This is a genomic window from Streptomyces sp. NPDC088354 (assembly GCF_044753585.1).
Taxonomy (GTDB): Bacteria; Actinomycetota; Actinomycetes; order Streptomycetales; family Streptomycetaceae; genus Actinacidiphila.
In genome coordinates, this window is record NZ_JBIVNJ010000003.1 from 293,291 (window position 1) to 312,815 (window position 19,525).

Sequence of the window (19,525 nt, forward strand, 5' to 3'; positions counted from 1 at the left end):
GCCGCTCAACGCTGGTACATCGCGTCGATCTCGGCCGCGTAAGCCTCCTCGACGGCCCGGCGGACGAGCTTGCGCGACGGGGTGACCAGCCCCTCCTCCTCGGTGAAACAGGCGGCCAGCACGCGGAAGGCGCGGATCGACTCCGCCTTCGACACCCGCGTGTTGGCCGCCGACACCGCGCGCCGCACCTCCGCCTCCACCTCCGGGTCGCGCACCAGCTCCCGCAGCCCGGCCGGGGGCCTGCCGCGCAACCGCAGCCAGCGCGCCGCCGCATCGCCGTCGAGCGTCACCAGGGCGGTGACGAAGGGGCGGTCGTTGCCTATGACCAGGCAGTGCTCGATCAGCGGGTGCTCGCGGACGCGCTCCTCCAGGACGGCGGGCGAGAGGTTCTTGCCGCTGGTCGTGACGATGATCTCCTTCTTGCGGCCGGTGATGGTCAGATAGCCGTGCTCGTCCAGAAAACCGAGGTCGCCGGTGGCGAGCCAGCCCTCGCGCAACGCCTCGTCGGTGCCCTGCGGGTCGCCGAGGTAGCCCGAGAACACGGTCGGGCCCTGCAGCAGGATCTCGCCCTCCTCGGAGATCAGCACCGAGGTGCCGGGCACCGGATGCCCGACGGTGCCGTAACGCACCTTCCCGGGCGGGTTCGCGGTGGCGGCGGAGGTGGACTCGGTGAGGCCGTACCCCTCGTAGACCGTCACGCCGGCGCCCTCGTAGAACAGTCCCAGCCGCCGCCCCATCGTCGAGCCGCCGCTGACCGCGTTGCGGACCCGGCCGCCCAGCGCCTCGCGCACCTTGGCGTACACCAGCCGGTCGTAGAGCCGGTGCAGCACACGCAGTGCCGCGCTCGGCCCGGGACCGGTGCCCAGGGCGCGCCGTTCGCGGGCCTCGGCGAAGCGCACGGCGACGTCGACGGCCCGGTCGAAGGCACCGAGGTTGCCGCCCTCCTCGGCTTTGCCCCGCGCGGCGTCGAAGACCTTCTCGAAGACGTACGGGACGGCCAGCAGGAAGGTCGGCCGGAACTCGGCGAGATCCGGCAGCAGCGCCGCGGCCGACATGTCCGGCTGGTGGCCCAGCCGCGCCCCGGCCCGGACCGCGCAGACCTGGATCATGCGGCCGAACACGTGCGACAGCGGCAGGAAGAGCAGCACCGACGGCGGCTCCGCGGTGCCGGTCTCGAAGATCGGCCGCCACTGGGCGATCACGTTGTCGCACTCGGCCATGAAGTTGCCGTGGGTGAGAACGCAGCCGCGCGGGCGGCCGGTCGTCCCGGAGGTGTAGATCACCGTGGCGACCGCGTCCGGGGTGACCGCCAGGCGGTGCCGGTGCACCACGTCCTCGGCGACCCGCTCGCCGTCCGCCATGAGCTGCTTGACGGCGCCGTCGTCCAGTTGCCAGACCCGGGTCACGGCCGGCAGGTGCTCGATCACCGAGCCGAGGGTCATCGCGTGGTCCTCGTGCTCCAGCACGCAGCCGACCGCCCCCGTGTCGTGCAGGATCCAGCGCAGCTGCTCGGCCGAGGAGGTCGGGTAGACCGGGACCGGCTGCGCCCCGATGGTCCACAGGGCGAAATCGAAGAGGGTCCACTCGTACCGGGTCCGCGACATGATCGCGATCCGGTCCCCGAACCGCACGCCGTGCGCCAGCAGCCCCCGCGCCAGCGCCATCACCTCGTCACGGAACGTGGCGGCTGTCACATCCACCCACCGCCCGTCCGCCTTGCGGCCCAGCCGCACCGCGTCCGGCGTCCGCGCCGCGTCCTCGAACAGCACGTCGGCGAGCCCGCCGACATGGGTCGCGGGCACCAGCGCGGGCAGACTGAAGGCGCGCACGCGAGCTCCTCGTGGGGGTTGGAGCGGGCCGGAGCGTAACGTAACGGATCTTTCACGCACTGTCCGCCCGCAGCCGGTCGGGACGGGGCTTCTTCACCAAACCTCCCCCGCCGGCCGATCACGAGAGATCATGGGATGAGGAGGTGACCTCCATGACCACCAGGATCCGACTCCACGGCGGCCCCGGGGACGGTCTGACACTCGGCATCGCCCTGGTAGCCGGGGGGCAGCCCCCCGAGGGCATCCTGTACGACCCGATGGCGATCACCGTGCAGGACGCGGGACTGCACCAGGCGTGGCCGGACAGCGCGGCGTACTACAAGCGCCTGGAGCACATGGCCGACGAGCCCTGGGACTACGCGTACGAGAGCGAGGCCACCGCGCCCCTGGAGTGACCGCCGCGCACCGGCCGCGCGCGGTCACGCGCAGCGACCGCACGGGACGGGAGCCCGGGACCAAGGTCCTCGGTTCCGCCGCCTTTTTGGCCGTGCGCCGCCAGGTTTCGTACAGTTCCCCAGGAAGCAGCGGGAACACACGAACCAGGGAACGACGGCGGGCATGACGGCGACCGAGAACGAGCAAGGCACGGCAACGGCGTGGGAGGGCGTCCCGGGCATCGACCCGGCACGCCTGGAGCTGTGCCTCAGCGTCCTCCGGGAGCTGGACGAGCTGCCCGTGGACCACCCGGACGCGATCACCGTCCGCAAGGCCACGGCGGGCATCTACCGGACCGTGAAGCAGCGCCGCCGCCAGGAGCGGCGGGCGTCCAAGACGGCCCACGACAAGTTCGTCACCGAGGCCACCGCGACCGGCTCCGCGGAGCGGATCGACGACGAGACGCAGGGCCTGCTGCCCTCCTCGTCGGTGCTCGGCGAGATCGCCGGCGTCCTGCAGCGGCCGCGCTCCTGCTACGTGTGCAAGCAGCGCTACGTCGAGGTGGACGCCTTCTACCACCAGCTGTGCCAGTCGTGCGCCGCCTTCAACCGCGCCCGGCGCGACGCCCGCACCGACCTGACCGGGCGGCGCGCGCTGCTGACCGGCGGCCGGGCCAAGATCGGCATGTACATCGCGCTGCGCCTGCTGCGCGACGGCGCGCACACGACGATCACCACCCGCTTCCCCGCCGACGCGATCCGCCGCTTCAAGGCGATGCCCGACAGCGACGAGTGGATCCACCGGCTCAAGATCGTCGGCATCGACCTGCGGGACCCGGCCCAGGTCGTGGCGCTGGCCGACGCGGTCGCCGCCGAGGGCCCGCTCGACGTCCTGATCAACAACGCTGCGCAGACCGTGCGCCGCTCGCCGCAGGCGTACGCCGAGCTGGTGGCCGCGGAGTCCGCGCCGCTGCCGGCCGGCGAGCTGCCCGCCTCCGAGGTCTTCGGCACCTTCGGGAGCGGCGCCCAGCCGGCCCTGCCCGGCCCGCGCCAGGAGAGCGCGGCGCGCGCCCAGGAGGTGACCGAACTGGCACTGGTCAGCGGTTCGGCCTCGCTCGCCCGGATCGAGGCGGGCACCGCGATCGACGCCGGCGGCCTGGTGCCCGACCTGGACCCGGAGAACAGCTGGAGCCGCGGGATCGGCGAGGTCGACCCGGTCGAGATGCTCGAAGTGCAGCTGTGCAACGAGACCGCCCCGTTCATCCTGGTCAGCAGGTTGCGCCCGGCCATGGCCGCCTCCCCCGCGCGCCGCACCTACGTGGTGAACGTCTCCGCCATGGAGGGCAAGTTCAGCCGCGGCTACAAGGGCCCCGGCCACCCGCACACCAACATGGCCAAGGCCGCCCTCAACATGCTGACCCGTACCAGCGCGCGGGAGATGCTGGAGACCGACGGCATCCTGATGACCAGCGTCGACACCGGGTGGATCACCGACGAACGTCCGCACCCGGAGAAGTCCCGGCTCGCCGACGAGGGCTTCCACGCCCCGCTCGACCTCATCGACGGCGCGGCCCGGGTCTACGACCCCATCGTCCGCGGCGAACTGGGCGAGGACCTGCACGGCGTCTTCCTCAAGGACTACGCGCCGACCGACTGGTGAGGCCGTACGGCCGGGCGCGACGGGCCGGGCGCGACTACGATCGACGGTGTGGCTGAGCGCCGACTCGCGCCCTCCGCGCCCGAACTCGTGCTGGAGACCGCCGGGGACAGCCTGGTCCTGGTCCCGGGCAGGATGTACCGCGTCGGCCGTGACCCGGACGGCGAGATCGTCCTCGACGACCCCCGGGTCTCGTGGCATCACGCCGTCCTCCGTACGGTCGCCGGGCAGTGGGTCCTGGAGGACGCCGGGAGCACCAACGGCACCTTCGCGGACGGCAGGAACGTCCGCCAGTGGGGCGTGGGTGCGGGCAGCGTGGTCCGCTTCGGGCATCCGCTGACCGGCCCCTGGGCCCGGCTGACCCGGGCCTCGGCCGCACCGGTCTACCGGCCGCCGCCGATCGCCTCGCCGCTGGCCACCGGGACCTTCCGCCGGCCGACGTCGGTGCGGCCGCTGCCCGACCACACGATCCACATCGGGCGCGCGGCCGACAACGACCTGGTCGTCGAGGACCTGCTGGTCTCCCAGCACCACGCCGAACTGCGGGCGCTGGCCGGCGGCGGCTACGAGATCGTCGACCTGCACAGCCACAACGGCACCTACCTGGACGGCCAGCCGGTGGAGCGGGCGACGGTGCACCAGGGCGACATCATCGACGTCGGCCACACGGTCTTCCGGCTGGTCGGCGACAAGCTGCAGCTGTTCACCGACACCGGTGAAGTGGCGCTGTGCGTCCGCGATCTGTCGGTGACGGTGGAGGACGGCGGCAAGACGCTGCTGGACGACATCTCCTTCCCCGTCGGCGAGAAGAGCCTGCTGGCCGTGGTGGGCCCGAGCGGCTCCGGCAAGTCGACGCTGCTCAACGCGCTGACCGGGCTGCGCCCCGCGGACCAGGGCACGGTGCTCTACGACGGCCGTGACCTCTACCGCGAGTACGCGGACCTGCGGCAGCGCATCGGCCTCGTGCCGCAGGACGACATCCTTCACCTCCAACTACCCGTTCGCCGGGCCCTGTTGTACGCCGCCGAACTGCGCTTCCCCAGTGACACCGCGCAGCGGGAGCGGGAGGCCCGGGTCGACGAGGTGATCGCGGAACTCGGGCTGCAGGCCCGCGCGGGCCAGCCCGTCCACACCCTCTCCGGCGGCCAGCGCAAGCGCGTGAGCGTGGCGCTGGAACTGCTGACCAAGCCGTCCCTGCTCTTCCTCGACGAACCGACCTCGGGCCTGGACCCGGGCATGGACCGCTCGGTGATGACGATGCTGCGCGGCCTCGCCGACGACGGCCGCACGGTCGTCGTGGTGACCCACAGCGTGCTCAGCCTGGAGGTCTGCGACCGGCTGCTGGTCATGGCGCCGGGCGGGCGCATGGCGTACTACGGACCGCCGGACGAGACCCTGCCGTTCTTCGGCTTCCGGCAGTGGCCGGAGGCCTTCGAGGCGTTCGAGAACGAGCGGCGCCGGGACTGGGCGGGCCAGTACGAGTCCTCCGCGCTGCACGACGAGTACGTCACCGACGCGATGGACCAGCTGGAACCGCCGGGTCCCGCCCCGCGCCCGGCCCTGGTGCCGCCCAAACCCCAGCACTGGCGCGGCCAGTGGTGGACGCTGGTGCGCCGCTACACGGCGTCGCTCGCGGCCGACCGCACCTTCCTGGCGATCATGGTCGCGCTGCCGTTCGTCATGGGCGGCATGGCGCGCGCCCTGGCCGGCGGCGCGCTGACGCAGCAGAACACGCTCAACGTGCTGCTGATCCTGTGCGTCGGCTCGGTGCTGACGGGTGCCGCCAACGCGGTGCGCGAACTGGTCAAGGAGCGGGTGATCTACCGTCGCGAGCGTGCCGTCGGACTGTCCCGGTCGGCCTATCTCTGCTCCAAGATCGCGGTGTTGGGCGCGATCACGGTCGTCCAGGGGGTCGTCCTGACGATGGTCGCGCTCGTCGGGGTCCGGCTGAGACCCGGCGGCGGCAGCGGGGTGTTCACCAGCCCGCTGCTGGAGCTCACCCTGGCCGCGGCGCTGCTGGCCTTCACCTCGATGATGCTCGGGCTGGTGGTCTCGGCGCTGGTGCGCAAGGAGGAGGTGACCATGCCGCTGCTGGTGCTCGTCGCCCTGGTGCAGGTCGTCTTCTGCGGCGCGCTGCTGAAGCTGCACGGGGTACCGGGACTGGAGCAGTTCTCCTGGCTGGTGCCGGCGCGCTGGGGGCTGGCCGCGATGGCGGCCACGCTCGATCTGGGCGCCCTGGTGCCGGGACGCATCACCTCCGACCCGCTGTTCCGGCCCGAGCCCTGGGTGTGGGCGCTGGACATGGGCGCGATGGCCGCCCTGTCCGCGGTCATGGCGTACATCGTCGTACGACTGCTGCGGCAGCAGGAACCGGTCGTCATGCGACGGTGAGCCGCCTCACGAAGACCGCCCGCCGGGCGGGCCAGGCGCCACGCCGACCCCGTTCGACCCGACCCGTCGACGGCGCGGCCGGGCCACGAGACTGCCGAGGAGACCCGTGACGGCGCCCCAGCCCGCGGCGAGGCCGACGGCGGCGGCCAGGTCCGGGACGAGGACGACGGAGCCGCCGAGGCCGCCGGTGTCCGAGGGGTCGCCGATACCGAAGAGGGACAGGCCGTAGTGGGCGTCGATCCAGGTGAGGAGGCCGATCAGCAGCATGGCGGCCGCGGCCGTCAGCGCCAGGCGGACCGCGTTGCGGAGATGCCCGGCACCCGGCGGGGCGCGGCGGGCCGCGGCCCATCCGGCAGCGAGCATGGCGACGGCCGCGGCCACGAGGAGCCACCAGGCACGGCCGTCCTGCCGGGTGAGGGAGGCGAGGTCGAGGGTGACGTCGCCGTCGCCGCCGGTGCGCAGGACCCGCGCGAGCGGCTCCGGCATCGGCAGTCCGACGGCGCCCTTCACATGGCCGTGCCAACTGGCGCCCAGGCCCAGTCCGAAGGCGAGCCAGGCGAGGTTCGGCAGCCCGAGGAAGACGACGGCGAGGGTGTCCCCGGCGTCCATCCGGGTGTCGGCCGTGACGAGGGCGACGATCGCCGCCGCGATGACGTACACCAGGAGCACGGCGACCATGGCGCGGACGGCGGGCCGCACCGTGGCGTGCGCCGGCGCGAGCCGCGGCGGCAGCGGGACCCGCCGGGAGACGGCCAGCGCGATCAGGAGGACGACCAGCAGCCACAGCAGCCCGAGGCCCACGGTGGTACCGACCAGGGCGTGGAAGCCGACGGTCGGGGTGGTGCCCAGCAACTGGGCGATCTCGTCGAGGTACGCGTTGCCCGCGCTGAGGGTGAAGCTGTGCCGGGCGCCGTAGACGATCAGCAGGAGGGCGAGGACCCACAACAGGGCCGTCCGCAGGACGATGCGCAGCAGATGCCCGCCGGACAGCACGGCGTGGGACCGCAGGGGCCGCAGGAACGCGTAGGCCGTGACCAGGGCCCCCGCCAGCGCCACGGACAGCGGGACCACGACGACGGCCGCCTGTGTCTCGGCGATGAAGCCCGCGCCGCCGTCCAGGGCGACCCGGCCGCCGACCGCCATGACCACGGTCGCCGCTATGACCGGGACGAAGGCGCCCTGCGGCAACTCCGAGGCCCCGGCGAGCCACAGCCCGAGCGCGGCGACGACCAGCATGACCGCGAAGCCGGCGACGACGACGCCGAGCGCGTGCAGCCAGCCCCGCGCCGGCCCGAGGACGGGGCGGGAGGCGGGGACTTCATGGCGGCTCACGCTGCCAGGCTATGCAGCCGCGGCACGCCCCGCCCGTCCGGAACGCCCCGGATCGCGACTCGGCGGGACCGCCCCTCCAGGGGCCGGGCCCGCGTCCGCGCCGTCCGCACCGCACGGGGCGCGCCGATACGGAACCCGGACGTCCGCCCCCGTGCCGGAGCGTCCGGGACGACCCGGATCCTCCGGTACCCTCAGGGCTCCGGCGGGAACCGCGGGTACGCGCTCAGGAGTGCTCCTGCAGCCGGGGCCCGTACAGGTCGACCATCCGGGCGCGCGCCGCGCCCAGCCGTTGCGCGATGGTCTGGGCGGCGGCGAGCACGACGGCCTGGCCGAGCACCGGGTCGTCCTTGAACAGCTCCCGGACCTCGGCCGCGACGAACTCGTAGGCGCCGACCGTGCCCAGCGCGTGCGCGGCGAGCTGCCAGCGGTAGGGCGGGAACAGCCATGACCAGCCGACCAGTTCACCGGGGCCGAGGGTGTCCACGGAGACCGGGCCGCGACCGGGAACCTCCATGTCGAGGGAGACGGCGCCGGACTCCACCACCCAGAAGCGGTCCGCGAACCTGCCCTCGTCGAAGATCCGCCAGCTCTGCGGGAAGCTCACCCGCTTGGCGTGCTCCAGGAAGACTCGGCGGTGGTGGATCGGCAGTGAGTCCAGCATCGTGACCGTACTGCTCATGGGCGTCCTCCCGTGCCGTCCCGAGTCCTGCACATCAGACTACGGTCACGGGCCCGGCGTCGCAGGCAGGTGACCGGAGAACCAGTCGCGCGCCAGGTGTGCGACCTCGTCGAGTGCGCCTGGTTCCTCGAACAGGTGCGTGGCGCCCGGCACCACGTGCAGCAGGCTGGGGCAGGTCAGCTCCGCCTGGGCGCGCCGGTTCAGCTCCAGGACCACGTCGTCGCGTCCGCCCACGATCAGCAGGGTGGGTGCGCGCACCGTGCGGAGGTCGGGGCCGGCCAGATCCGGCCGGCCGCCGCGGGAGACCACCGAGGAGACCTCCGCCCCCGGCCGGGCGGCCGCCCGCAGCGCGGCGGCGGCGCCGGTGCTCGCGCCGAAGTAGGCGACGGGCAGGTTCTCCCGGCGGGCCCAGCGGGTGACCCCGGCGAGACGGTCGGCCAGCAGTTCCACGTCGAAGACGTTGGCGCGGTCGGTCTCCTCCGCAGGGGTCAGCAGGTCGAACAGCAGCGTGCCGAGCCCGGCCTGGTTCAGGGCGGCGGCCACCGCGCGGTTGCGGGGGCTGTGGCGGCCGCTGCCCGTGCCGTGGGCGAAGACCACCACCGCGCGGGCGTCGGCGGGCATGGTGAGGGTGCCGGCCAGCCGGACCCCGGCGGTCTCCACCTCGACGTCAGTGGTCCGCGGACCTCTGGCCACGGCCTGCTTCAGCAGCCCGGAGACCTCGTCGTCGGCGGTCTGCGAGAAGTCGTGGTACCACTCCCCCACCGCGAAGAACACGGCCGGCACCGACAGGCACACCACGTCGTCGGCGGCGGCCCGCAGCGCGGGCATCGCTTGCGGCGCGGCCACCGGCACGGCCAGCACGACACGGGCGGCGCCCCGGGCGCGCGCCACCTCGCAGGCGGCCAGCGCGGTGGCGCCCGTCGCGACGCCGTCGTCCACGAGGACGACCGTGCGGCCGGCCAGCTCGGTGCGCGGCCGCCCGTCGCGGAAGCGGTGCGCCTGCCGGGACAGCTCGGCCTCCTCGTGCCGCTCGACGGTGTCGATGTCGTCCGGGGAGACATGGCTCATCTGCACGATGTCGTCGCTGAGCACCCGGGCGCCGTCCTCGCCGATGGCGCCGAAGCCGAGCTCCCGGTGGTAGGGGACGCCGAGTTTGCGGACGACGATGACGTCCAGGGGGGCGTGCAGGACCTGCGCCACCTCGTAGGCGACGACGACGCCACCGCGTGGCAGGCCGAGCACGACGGGGTTGTCGTCCTCCAGATGCCGCAGCCGCCCGGCCAGCTGCCGTCCGGCATCCGCGCGATCTGTGAAGTGCATGGTTCACCCCCGCGAGCGGGACATGCGGGACTCCTTACGGCCTACCCTGAATAGTGTCCAGCAAGCAAACGGCAGGGACCGCGCGATGCCCGTGCTCGTCGGAACGTCCGGGTGGCAGTACAAGGACTGGCGAGAGGTCCTGTACCCGCCGGAGGTCCCGCAGCGGCTGTGGCTGGAGGAGTACGCCCGGCACTTCCCGACGGTGGAGAGCAACAACGCCTTCTACCGGCTGCCGTCCCGGGAGACCTTCGCCGCCTGGCGCGAGCACACCCCCGACGGGTTCGTCATGGCGGTCAAGGCCAGCCGGTACCTGACCCACATGAAGCGGCTGCGCGATCCCGAGGAGCCGGTGCGCCGGCTGCTGACGCACGCCGAGGGGCTCGGCGACCGGCTGGGGCCCGTACTGCTCCAGCTGCCGCCGAACCTGCGCGCGGACGGGCGGGTGCTCGACGGGTGCCTGCGGTGCTTCCCGCGGGAGGTGCGGGTGGCACTCGAACCGCGGCATCCCTCGTGGTGGATGCCGGAGATCCGGGCCCTGCTGGAGCGGCACGGCGTCGCCCTGTGCTGGGCCGACTGGCGGGCCCGTCCGGCGACGCCACTGTGGCGCACGGCGGACTGGGGCTACGTGCGGTTCCATGAGGGCATCGCCCGTCCCTGGCCGCGATACGGGGCGCGGGCCCTCACCACCTGGGCCCACCGCATCGCGGACACCTGGCCGAAGGACTCCGACGTGTTCGTCTACTTCAACAACGATCCGGGCGGCGCGGCGGTCCTGGACGCCGACGCCTTCACCGCGGCGGTCTCCGGGGTGGAGCCGTCGTGATCCGGCGCAGTGTAATCGTCTCCGGCGACGTGCAGGGCGTGTTCTTCCGCGATACCTGCCGGCGCACCGCGCTGGAGGAGGGGGTGAGCGGCTGGGTGCGCAACCTGCCCGACGGCTCGGTGGAATCGGTCTTCGAGGGCTCCGCCGAGGCGGTCGGGCGGATGGTGGAGTGGGCCCACGAAGGGTCTCCCCTGGCGATCGTCGACCGGGTCCGCGTCCACGAGGAGGAACCCGAGGGCCTCACGGGTTTCGAGATCCGCCCGACTCCGTGGCGCGACTGAGCAGCAGCGACCGGCTGGGCTCGTCGGCCCAGAGGGAGTGCGGGTCCACGTGCGGGCGGAGCAGATCGGTGAGCGGGCCGTCGGCGCGGTCGTTGAGGGCGTCCGAGGCGATCTTGCGCGCCACTCCGGCGAGGAAGTCGGCGAGCTGCACCCGCGGGTCGGACCGGGACTCTACGAGGGTGAGCGACGCGAGCCGGGACGGCGGCGGCAGGATCGCCACCAGCCGGCGGACGCGTTCGGCGGTGAGCGTGTTCTGGCGGTCGTGGACGACGGACACGGGGTGTCCGTACCGGCCGAAGTGCGCGACGGTACGGGCCAGGGACGGGAGCAGCGGGTCCAGTTCCGGCACCGACGGCGACCCCTCCAGGACGCGGGCCCGGAACGCCTCGGCGCGGGGGCGGGTGTGCCGCAGCCGCGCGGCCAGGGCGGTGCCGGGCAGGGTGTCGAGGGTGCGGAAGAAGGCGTCGACGGGCGCCGGCCCGGCGTCCCGGTTGCGGGTGCGGACGAGGTCGTTGGCCGACTCCAGGAACGCGCGCCAGCGCGCGGCCGGGAGCGCGCGGCGGCCCTCGACGTAGAGCGGCGCGGCCTGGTCCCGGTCGTCGAGCAGTACGTCGGCGACGCGGCGGACGACGAAGAACGCCTTGTCGGTGAGGTGGACCCGGGCGTCGGGCGGGAGCGGTCCGGACGGGCCGAGGAACCACTCCAGGACGGGCCGGTGCTTCTCGCGCAGCAGGTGGTTGGCCTTGTACTCCACAGCCGGGGAGCGGATCCGGTCGCGCATCACGCGCAGGCAGGCGTGTGCCTCCGCGGGGTCCAGCCGTACGCCCGCGTGGGCGAACACGTCGGTGTTGCCGCCGATGAGGTTCTCGCCGTCCGACCCGGATTCGTCGCAGGCGATCTCCAGGACGGGAACCGTCGTCACCGCGCCCTCCCTGGTCGTCCGGCCGTCGCTGTCATCCTCGGTGATCGGGGCGGCGCGTTCCAGGGGATTTCCGCGCGGTGGATCGCGGGGCGGGCGCGCGGCCCGTGGGACGTCGGTACTTCTCCTCAGCCGCGGCCCGGCCCCGGGCTTCCTGGGCCGGGAAAATATGGGTCATCCTCCCGATGCCCGCGGGCCCCGGCTCCTGTCAGCATCGACAGGGCAGGCGAACAGGATCCGAATCCGCGCGGGGCAGCCCTCGTGCGCGAGGCAAGCGAGGCCCCCCACTCCATGAACCACCGCACGCAGGGGGCGACATGACCCTGCCCCTGTCCCCGGCCTCCCCGGCACGGCCCCGGACCGGTGCCGACGCCCCGGCCGCCACGTACGCCCTCCGCGCGGGAAGGATGTTCGACGGCTTCACGCTGTCCGGCCCGGTGACCGTGCGGGTCCGGCGCGACCGGGTCCTCGCCGTGGACCGGACGGGTTCGATCCCGCCCGGCGTGCCGCTGGTCGACCTGGGCGACGACGTGTGCCTCCTGCCCGGACTGGTCGACGTGCGCGCCCACCTGGCGTTGGACGCGGGGCCGGACCCGGTGGGCTCGCTCGTCGCGGCGGACGACGAGCGGCTGCTGGCGCGCATGCGCGTCGCGGCCCGCACGGCGCTGCACGCGGGGGTCACCACGGTCAGGGACGTCGGGGACCGCGGCTTCCTCGCCTCGGCCCTGGCGGAGCGGACCGCCGCCGATCCCGGCCTGGGGCCCGAGATCCTCGCCGCGGGGCCGCCGATCACCACACCCGGGGGCCACGGTCATGCCCTGGGCGGCGCGGCGGTGGGCACGCGCGCGCTGGTCGAGGCCGTGCGGGAGCGCCATGCCCGGGGGTGCTCCCTGGTGACGATCGTCGCGAGCGGGGACGTCCGCACGCCGGGCTCGGACCCGCGTCGTGCACAGTACACGCGCGACGAACTGCGGACCGTGGCCGACGAGGCCCATCGCCTCGGCCTCCCGGTGGCGGCGCACGCCCACGGCGTGGTGGCGATCGAGGACGCGCTGGCCGCGGGAGTGGACAGCCTGGAGCACGCGTCGTTCCTCGGCGGCCACGGGGCGGTCGAGGAACTGCGGCTGCAGGCCCTCGTCGCGGGGAGCGGGACCTTCGTCAGCATGACGCCGGTCAGGGAGCCGGGGGCGTACGCCGACACCGTCCACGCGGCCTACCGTGCCCTGATCCGGCTCGGCGCCCGGATCGCCGTGGGCTCGGACGCGGGCACGGCGTGCAACCGGCCGCACGACAGCCTGCCGTACGCGCCGCTGGAACTGACCGCGCTCGGCGCGTCCCCGCTGGAAGCCCTCAAGGCCGTCACCAGCCGGGCGGCGGCCCTGTGCGGGGTCGGCGGCCGCAAGGGCCGCATCCGGGCCGGTAGCGACGCCGACTTCCTCGCCGTCGGCGGCGACCCCCTCGCCGGACTCGCCGCGCTCCGCGACGTGCGCGCCGTCTTCCGCGCGGGCGTCCGGATCCGCTGACGGCTGCGCCGCTACCCGTGGCGGCCGAGGCTGTCGCGGTCGACCGGCGGGAGGTAGTCGCGCACCAGGGTGCGGTCCCACCAGGCGCCCGTGGTGCGCAGGGTGTGCCAGTCGGTGAAGCGGTAGTGGTAGAGCCGGGCCCGCACGTGGGTGGGCGGGGCGTGCGGGAACGGGTTGCTGCGCAGCAGCCGCAGGGTGCCGGGGTCGTTGTCGAGCAGCTTGCCGACGAACGGCAGGAACCAGGGCCAGGCGTAGGCCGAGGAGATCCCGGCGAACCACATGAGCCAGTCCAGGCGCAGGTGGAACGGGGCGAACTGGCGGGGCATCCGGCGGGGATCGGTGGGCTTGCCCTTGAAGCCGTACTCCTTCCAGACGGTGCCGGGTCCGAGCTCCGCGGCGTCGGTGCCCTCGACGACGACCTCCATGCGGACGCGGTTGACGCTGCCGAAGGCGCCGTAGGAGTTCACCAGGTGCAGCCGGTTGAAGGACACGTTCATCATCTGGCCGCGCGAGACCAGGTTGCGTGCGGGCCACCAGCTGAGCAGGACGACCAGCGCCGTGGCGGCCAGCACCAGGCCCTCGTACCAGCCGGGCGCGGGGGCGGCGGCGCGCGCGGGGGGCGCGGCGAGCAGGGAGCCGTCGACGGCGGAGACGGCGAGCACGATGGTGAGCCAGTTCAGCCAGGCGAAGTTGCCGGACACGACCAGCCAGAGCTGGGTGCCGATCACGATCGCGGCGGCGATGCTCGCCACCGGTTGCGGTGTGAACAGCGCGACCGGGACGACGAGTTGCGCGAAGTGGTTGGCCGCCGTCTCCACGCGGTGCACCGGCCGGGGCAGCCGGTGGAAGAACCAGCTGAGCGGGCCGGGCATCGGCTGCGTCTCGTGGTGGTAGTCCAGGCAGGTCAGGTCGCGCCAGCAGGCGTCGCCGCGCATCTTGATCAGGCCCGCGCCGAACTCGACGCGGAAGAGCAGCCAGCGCATCAGCCACAGGACGAGCACCGGGGGGCCGGTGTCGTCGTTGCCGAGGAAGACGGCGAGGAAGCCGGCCTCCAGCAGCAGGGACTCCCAGCCGAACGCGTACCAGGTCTGTCCGACGTTGACGATGGACAGGTAGAGCAGCCACAGCGCGGTCCACATCAGCATGGCCGCCCAGAGCGGCACGAGGTCGGCCGCCCCGGCGGCGACGGCGGCGGACAGCGCGGCACCGCCCCAGGCGACGGTCGCGAAGAGGCGGTCGGAGTACCGCCAGTGGAACAGGCTCGGCGCGTGGGAGAAGGGGACCCGGGCGGTGAACCGGGGCACGGGCAGCAGGCCGTGCTCACCGATGAGGGCGCGGAACTGGTGCGCGGCGCCCGCGAAGGCGACGAAGTACAGCACGGCCAGGCCGCGCTGGATGACGACGCGGCTCAGCCAGTACTCGGGAGCCGTGAACCACTCCATGGCGCTCCCGGCCGGTCAGGGGTGATCGCTGATCAGCGACAGCAGCCCGCCCTCGGGATCGCGGATGCCGGCGACGCGCCCGTAGGCGCTGTCGATGGGCTCGCCGGTGATCTCGGCGCCCAGTTCCTTGGCGCGGGTGACGGCCGCGTCGACGTCGTCGACGGCGAAGAAGACGTGCCAGCGCGGCCGCACCTTCGGGTCGGCCGCCGCCTCGACCCCGCCGCCGCGGATGCCCGCCACGCTGTGGCCGTCCACGTACAGCACGACGCGGTCGTTCTCCCACTCCACCATGTAGCGAGGGCCGCGCCGGTCCCAGTGGAAGACCTCGCCGTAGAAGAGGGCGGCCGCAAAGGCGTCGCGGGTGCGCAGCTCGATCCAGGTGGGCGCCCCGTGCATGCGCAGCTTGCGCGGCGGGCCCTGCTCGCCCTCCCAGATGCCGAACGCCGCGCCCATGGAGTCGGCGACGAGCGCCAGGCGCCCGGCGTCGAAGTCCAGCGGGCCGACGGCGACCGTGCCGCCGCGATCGCGGATGTCGGAGGCGGTGGCGTCCGCGCTCTCCACGCCGAAGTAGGTCGTCCACGCGACCGAGGTCTCCCAGTCGCGGGCGATGGCCCCGATGCCCGCGACCTCGGTGCCGTCGATCATCGCCCGTTCGTACGGTCCCCAGCGCGACGGGCCCGGTTCGAAGGTCCACCCGAGCAGCGGCCCGTAGAACGCCTTCGCCACGTCCAGGTCGCGCGCCATCAGACTGACCCAGCAGGGTGCGCCGGCCACGCAGCAGATCTTCGTGGTGGACACGTCCTGGCCTCCTTGATCGTCGCCCGTTCCAAGGATGGGGGCAGCGGGTCAGGTGGGCATCTTCGACGGGCCCGCCGCACGGAGGCTGCCGCGCGGACGGCGCGCCGGGCTCAGTGCCCGAACAGGTGCATTCGACTGCGGCGCGAGGGCACAGCGGTGGTGGTCTTCCCGGTGGTGGTCGTGGTGGTGTCGGCGGTCCCGGCGTCCGTGGTGCCGGCCGGGGTCGCCGCGGCGGCCTCGTGCGCCCGCGCGCGCCGGCGCAGGGCGCGCAGCTCGGCACGGCGGCTGCGCGAGCGTCCGGCGCCCGCCATCGCCATGCCCGCGGCCACGCAGAACACCAGGCCGAGGGCGATACCGGCGAGGAAGACGCCGAGGGTGTTCAGGGTGGCGATGTCGGTTCCGAACATCGTCACGGTGTAGTCGGGCCCTCCGGAAAGGTTGTCCGAGATCAGGAGCCCGGTGAAGGCGGCTGTCGCGCCCATCAGCAGAAGTCCCAGCAGCAGCATCGTGCTCTCCTCGATGTCCTGGCCGTGGTTCTGGTCCGTTGTCCGTCGCCTACCCCGAGCGGGGTCACGGATGCCTATCGCCGTTCTTGCGCAGGAAACGGCGCAGCCGGGTGAGGGGCCAGGTGTTGATCACGTCGTCCTTGGTGAGGCGGCCGCGCTGGGCGGTGCCGACGCCGTAGCGCATGAAGTCCAGGTGGAGGGTGGAGTGGGCGTCGCTGTCCACGGCGAACCGCACACCGTGCCGGCGGGCACGCAGGATGAGCTCGTCACCGAGGTCCAGCCGGTCGGGCTGGGCGTTGACCTCCAGCGCGGTGCCGGTTCGCGCGCAGGCGGCGAAGACCTCGTCGAAGTCCGCGTCGACGGCCGGGCGCCTGCCCAGCATCCGGGTGGTGGGGTGGCCGATGATGTGGACGTGGGGGTTCTCCGCGGCCCGCACCAGCCGCCGGGTGAGCGCGGCGCGGTCCTGGTGGAAGTGCGAGTGGATCGAGGCGACGCACAGGTCGAAGCCCGAAAGGAAGGCGTCGGGCCAGTCCAGGCCGCCGTCCGGGCCGATGTTGAGCTCGGTGCCGTGCAGGACGCGCATGCCGCGGTGGGCGCGGTCCAGGGCCCGGACGCGTTCGCGCTGGGCGAGGATCTTCTCGTCCGTCATCCGCTGCATGTACAGGTCGGGCGCGTGGTCGGTGACGGCGTAGTACGCGTAGCCGCGGCGCGCGGCGGCCTCGACCATCTCCTCCAGGCCGGACACTCCGTCGGTGAGGTCGGTGTGGGTGTGCAGGTCGCCGCGGATGTCCCGCTCGGCGACCGGCTCGGGGAGCCCGCCCGCCAGCCCCTCCTCGATCTCCCCGCGGTCCTCGCGCAGGGTGGGCGGTATCCAGGGCAGGCCGAGCCGCGCGTAGACCTCCTCCTCGGTGCGGGAGACGATCAGCTCGCCGGTCCCCGCGTCGAAGAGCCCGTACTCGGAGAGCTTGAGCCGGTGGTGCACGGCGAGCGCACGGGTGCGGATGTTGTGCGCCTTGGAGCCGGTGAAGTACTGCATCGCGGCGCCCCAGGAGTCCGGCGGCACCACCCGCAGGTCCACCTGCAGGCCTCGGGTCGTACGGATCGAGGTCTTCTTCTCCCCGCGCGCGATGGTCCCGGCGGCGTACGGCAGACGGGTGAACGCCTCCATGAAGGGGGCGGACCGCTCGGCGGCGACGAGGACGTCCACGTCGCCGATCGTCTCGCGCATACGGCGCAAGGAGCCCGCGTAGGCACAGCGCCGGCACCCGGGGACCTCCGACAGGGCCGCGACGACCTCCTCGGCGAGCCCGGTGGCGACGTTCAGGGACACCCGGCCGCCGGAGGACCGCATCAGGCCGATGCCGTGCAGGATGTTCTCCTCGGTCCGGGGGCCGAAGCCGGGCAGGCCGCGCAGCCGCTCCTGCTCGATGGCCTCGGCCAGTTCGGGTACGGAGGCGATGTGCAGCTCCTTGTAGAGGGTCATCGCGCGCTTGGGGCCGAGCATCGGGATCGCGGTCATCTCCCGGACGCCCGCCGGGATCCTGGCGCGCAGTTCCTCCACGGCCGCGACCTTGCCGGTGCCCAGGTACTCGGCGACCTTGTCGGCGACGGACCTGCCGACACCGGGGATCTCGCGCAGCGCCTTGCCGTCGAGCCGGGAGACGTCCTCGTGGTGGCCGCCGATGGCGCGGGCGGCCTTCTCGTAGGCGCGTGCCTTGAAGGCGTCGCCACCGGTGATCCTGACGAGGTCGGCGTACTCCTGGAGCAGGGCTTGGACCTCGTCGTTGGCCCTGGCCATGCAGGGCGCCTTCCCGGCCGCCGCCGCGGGCTAACCCGCGGGCACTGTCCTTCCCCTCGCGGCGGGACGGGCCGTGAGGCACGGTGGAGGAAGCCGGAACCATCCGCCCACGGCCCAGGGAGACCGTCATGACCGACCACACCTACCGGGTGACCGAGATCGTCGGCTCGTCGGACGTGAGCGTCGACGCGGCCATTCGCAACGGGCTCGCCCGGGCATCGGAGACGCTGCGCAATCTGGACTGGTTCGAGGTCACCCAGATCCGCGGCCACTTCGAGAACGGGCAGGTCGGCCACTTCCAGGTCGGGCTGAAGGTCGGTTTCCGCCTGGAGTCCGCCGGCTGACCCGCCGGCGCCGGCGGCCGTTGTCAGTCCCCTGGGGCAACATGGCGGGTGCCGGTACCAGCTCGGGCCGGTCGCCTTCCAGGGAGGGACCGTTCATGGTCGCGTTCCAGCTCACGATCGACTGCGCCGACCCCGCGGCACAGGTGCGCTTCTGGGCCGCGGCGCTGCGGTACAAGCCGGAGGACGCTCCCGCCGGCTTCCCCACCTGGCGGGAGTACTGGCTGAGCATCGGCGTCCCCGAGGAGGAGCTGGGCGACTCCGACTGCTGCGACTCGATCGTGGATCCGGAGGGGGCCGGCCCGCGGATCTGGTTCCAGCAGGTGCCCGAGGGCAAGTCCGGGAAGAACCGGCTGCATCTGGACGTGAAGGTGGGCGGGCGCCGGGAGGACGTCCCCTTGGCGACCCGCAAGGAGCGCGTCGACGCCGAGGTGGAGCGGCTGCTCGCGGCGGGTGCCTCCCGGCTGCGGCTGCTGTCCACGCCGGGGATGGACCACTACGGGGTGGTGCTGCGGGACCCCGAGGGCAACGAGTTCTGCGTCGTCTGAGCCGCCCCCGGGCAATTCCCCCCGGCCGTGGGGTGAGTTCACCGGCCGCCGTCGCGACGGCGGCGCCAGAGCCGGCGGGCCACGAGGGCGGCGAGCAGCACGCCCAGGGCGATCAGCAGGTACACCTGCGAACGGGTGACCCAGGAGTAGACCGACCCGAGCCGGGTGCCCGCCGCGAAGCCGATGCCCGCCCAGGCGCCGACCCACAGCAGGGCCCCCAGCGTCGTGCAGCCGAGGAACCGCCACCAGGGCATGCCCGCGGTGCCGGCGATGATGCCCTTCGTCTGCCGCAGGACGTCCAAGAAGCGCGCGAAGACGATCACAAGGTCGGCGCGGCGGGCGAAGAACGCCTCCCCGCGCGCGAAGCGTGCCGGCGTCAGCAGCACGTAGCGGCCCCAACGGTGCACGAAGGCCCGCCCGCCGCTGCGTCCGATCAGGTAGCCCAGGCAGTCGCCCAGCACGGCGGCGGCCGCGGCGACCGCGACGACGCCCGCGAGGTCCATCCGCCCGGTGCCCGCGTAGGCGGCGGCGACCACCAGGATCGTCTGGCCCGGCACGGGGACGCCGCAGTTGTCGAGGAGCACGAGCACGCCGACCGCCAGGTAGCCGTAGTCGTCCAGCAGCGGCGCCAGATCGGCCAGCGGCCCGGGCAGCGGAGGCGGGACGCCCGCCTTCACCGCACGGCGGCACGGACGGCCGTCTTGGCCCCGCACCCGGCCCCCGCGGCGCACAACTCCCGCGCCGCGGCGAGAACTCCGCTCCCGCGCACCGGCCGTACCGCTCGCGCCATGGGCACCTGCACCTCGCTCGCCGGGATCGGACAACTTCCGCGCCGCACCATGAAGCTCCGTGCCGGGGCGGGGACCCGGCTCCCAAGGCGTGTCGGGGACGGGATTCACACCGGCGGGCTAGGCCCGGTCGTCACATGGGCGCCGGCTGCCCGGAGGGCGGGCCCCGCGGGTCT

General features: G+C 73.5%; 18 protein-coding genes. 8 read left to right on the forward strand and 10 right to left on the reverse strand.

What is annotated here, in order from left to right; genetic code table 11:
- Nucleotides 1-5 precede the first annotated feature (5 nt).
- Nucleotides 6-1,829 (reverse strand): AMP-dependent synthetase/ligase, encoded by a 1,824-nt coding sequence (locus tag ACIP98_RS07555; protein ID WP_319658075.1) that lies wholly within the window; start codon nucleotides 1,827-1,829, stop codon nucleotides 6-8.
- Between the two features lie 152 nt (nucleotides 1,830-1,981).
- On the opposite strand from ACIP98_RS07555, the gene ACIP98_RS07560 reads away from it, so the two are divergent.
- The 3 genes from ACIP98_RS07560 (at nucleotide 1,982) to ACIP98_RS07570 (ending at nucleotide 6,251) form a co-directional block, all read left to right on the forward strand.
- On the forward strand, nucleotides 1,982-2,224 hold the full coding sequence (locus tag ACIP98_RS07560) for a hypothetical protein (RefSeq protein WP_319658074.1): 243 nt from the start codon (nucleotides 1,982-1,984) through the stop codon (nucleotides 2,222-2,224).
- A gap of 163 nt (nucleotides 2,225-2,387) precedes the next feature.
- Entirely contained in the window at nucleotides 2,388-3,863 is a 1,476-nt protein-coding gene (locus tag ACIP98_RS07565; protein WP_401974245.1) for an SDR family NAD(P)-dependent oxidoreductase, read from the forward strand.
- 48 nt (nucleotides 3,864-3,911) lie between these two features.
- Nucleotides 3,912-6,251: an FHA domain-containing protein gene (locus ACIP98_RS07570; RefSeq protein WP_401974247.1), complete on the forward strand. Its 2,340-nt coding sequence runs from the start codon at nucleotides 3,912-3,914 to the stop codon at nucleotides 6,249-6,251.
- 6 nt (nucleotides 6,252-6,257) lie between these two features.
- On the opposite strand, the gene ACIP98_RS07575 is transcribed toward ACIP98_RS07570, so the two are convergent.
- The 3 genes from ACIP98_RS07575 to ACIP98_RS07585 all read right to left on the reverse strand — a co-directional run bounded on the left by ACIP98_RS07575 (nucleotide 6,258) and on the right by ACIP98_RS07585 (nucleotide 9,582).
- Entirely contained in the window at nucleotides 6,258-7,583 is a 1,326-nt protein-coding gene (locus tag ACIP98_RS07575; protein WP_401974248.1) for a streptophobe family protein, read from the reverse strand.
- 223 nt (nucleotides 7,584-7,806) lie between these two features.
- Nucleotides 7,807-8,262: a cyclic nucleotide-binding domain-containing protein gene (locus ACIP98_RS07580; RefSeq protein WP_319658070.1), complete on the reverse strand. Its 456-nt coding sequence runs from the start codon at nucleotides 8,260-8,262 to the stop codon at nucleotides 7,807-7,809.
- Nucleotides 8,263-8,307: 45 nt separating this feature from the next.
- On the reverse strand, nucleotides 8,308-9,582 hold the full coding sequence (locus tag ACIP98_RS07585) for a phosphoribosyltransferase (protein WP_319658069.1): 1,275 nt from the start codon (nucleotides 9,580-9,582) through the stop codon (nucleotides 8,308-8,310).
- 85 nt (nucleotides 9,583-9,667) lie between these two features.
- On the opposite strand from ACIP98_RS07585, the gene ACIP98_RS07590 reads away from it, so the two are divergent.
- On the forward strand, nucleotides 9,668-10,405 hold the full coding sequence (locus tag ACIP98_RS07590) for a DUF72 domain-containing protein (RefSeq protein ID WP_401974250.1): 738 nt from the start codon (nucleotides 9,668-9,670) through the stop codon (nucleotides 10,403-10,405).
- Nucleotides 10,402-10,686: an acylphosphatase gene (locus tag ACIP98_RS07595; protein ID WP_319658067.1), complete on the forward strand. Its 285-nt coding sequence runs from the start codon at nucleotides 10,402-10,404 to the stop codon at nucleotides 10,684-10,686. The genes ACIP98_RS07590 and ACIP98_RS07595 overlap by 4 nt, the downstream gene beginning before the upstream one ends.
- Here the strand turns inward: ACIP98_RS07595 and ACIP98_RS07600 are convergent.
- Complete coding sequence (locus ACIP98_RS07600; RefSeq protein WP_319658066.1) at nucleotides 10,646-11,608, reverse strand: DUF3800 domain-containing protein; 963 nt, start codon at nucleotides 11,606-11,608, stop codon at nucleotides 10,646-10,648. The genes ACIP98_RS07595 and ACIP98_RS07600 overlap by 41 nt on opposite strands.
- Nucleotides 11,609-11,922: 314 nt before the next feature.
- Here ACIP98_RS07600 and ACIP98_RS07605 point away from each other — a divergent pair, with 314 nt between their 5' ends.
- Nucleotides 11,923-13,128, forward strand: a complete 1,206-nt coding sequence (locus ACIP98_RS07605) for an amidohydrolase family protein (RefSeq protein WP_401974253.1) — start codon at nucleotides 11,923-11,925, stop codon at nucleotides 13,126-13,128.
- A gap of 11 nt (nucleotides 13,129-13,139) precedes the next feature.
- On the opposite strand, the gene ACIP98_RS07610 is transcribed toward ACIP98_RS07605, so the two are convergent.
- The 4 genes from ACIP98_RS07610 to polX form a co-directional block, all read right to left on the reverse strand.
- On the reverse strand, nucleotides 13,140-14,570 hold the full coding sequence (locus tag ACIP98_RS07610; protein WP_319658064.1) for a lipase maturation factor family protein: 1,431 nt from the start codon (nucleotides 14,568-14,570) through the stop codon (nucleotides 13,140-13,142).
- Between the two features lie 15 nt (nucleotides 14,571-14,585).
- A complete protein-coding gene (locus ACIP98_RS07615) occupies nucleotides 14,586-15,368 on the reverse strand; it encodes a VOC family protein (RefSeq protein ID WP_319658063.1) in 783 nt (260 codons plus the stop codon).
- A gap of 110 nt (nucleotides 15,369-15,478) precedes the next feature.
- Nucleotides 15,479-15,874 (reverse strand): hypothetical protein, encoded by a 396-nt coding sequence (locus ACIP98_RS07620; RefSeq protein WP_319658062.1) that lies wholly within the window; start codon nucleotides 15,872-15,874, stop codon nucleotides 15,479-15,481.
- Nucleotides 15,875-15,938: 64 nt separating this feature from the next.
- Nucleotides 15,939-17,672: a DNA polymerase/3'-5' exonuclease PolX gene (gene polX, locus ACIP98_RS07625; RefSeq protein WP_401974256.1), complete on the reverse strand. Its 1,734-nt coding sequence runs from the start codon at nucleotides 17,670-17,672 to the stop codon at nucleotides 15,939-15,941.
- A 128-nt stretch (nucleotides 17,673-17,800) separates the two neighbouring features.
- Between polX and ACIP98_RS07630 the strand changes: the two genes are divergently transcribed.
- Nucleotides 17,801-18,016 carry a dodecin gene (locus ACIP98_RS07630; RefSeq protein WP_401974258.1) on the forward strand — a complete coding sequence of 72 codons (216 nt, stop codon included), beginning with the start codon at nucleotides 17,801-17,803 and terminating at the stop codon, nucleotides 18,014-18,016.
- A gap of 95 nt (nucleotides 18,017-18,111) precedes the next feature.
- Nucleotides 18,112-18,561 (forward strand): VOC family protein, encoded by a 450-nt coding sequence (locus ACIP98_RS07635; protein WP_401974260.1) that lies wholly within the window; start codon nucleotides 18,112-18,114, stop codon nucleotides 18,559-18,561.
- Between the two features lie 38 nt (nucleotides 18,562-18,599).
- Here ACIP98_RS07635 and ACIP98_RS07640 read toward each other — a convergent pair whose 3' ends face one another.
- Nucleotides 18,600-19,238: a DedA family protein gene (locus tag ACIP98_RS07640; protein ID WP_401974261.1), complete on the reverse strand. Its 639-nt coding sequence runs from the start codon at nucleotides 19,236-19,238 to the stop codon at nucleotides 18,600-18,602.
- Between the last annotated feature and the right edge of the window lie 287 nt (nucleotides 19,239-19,525).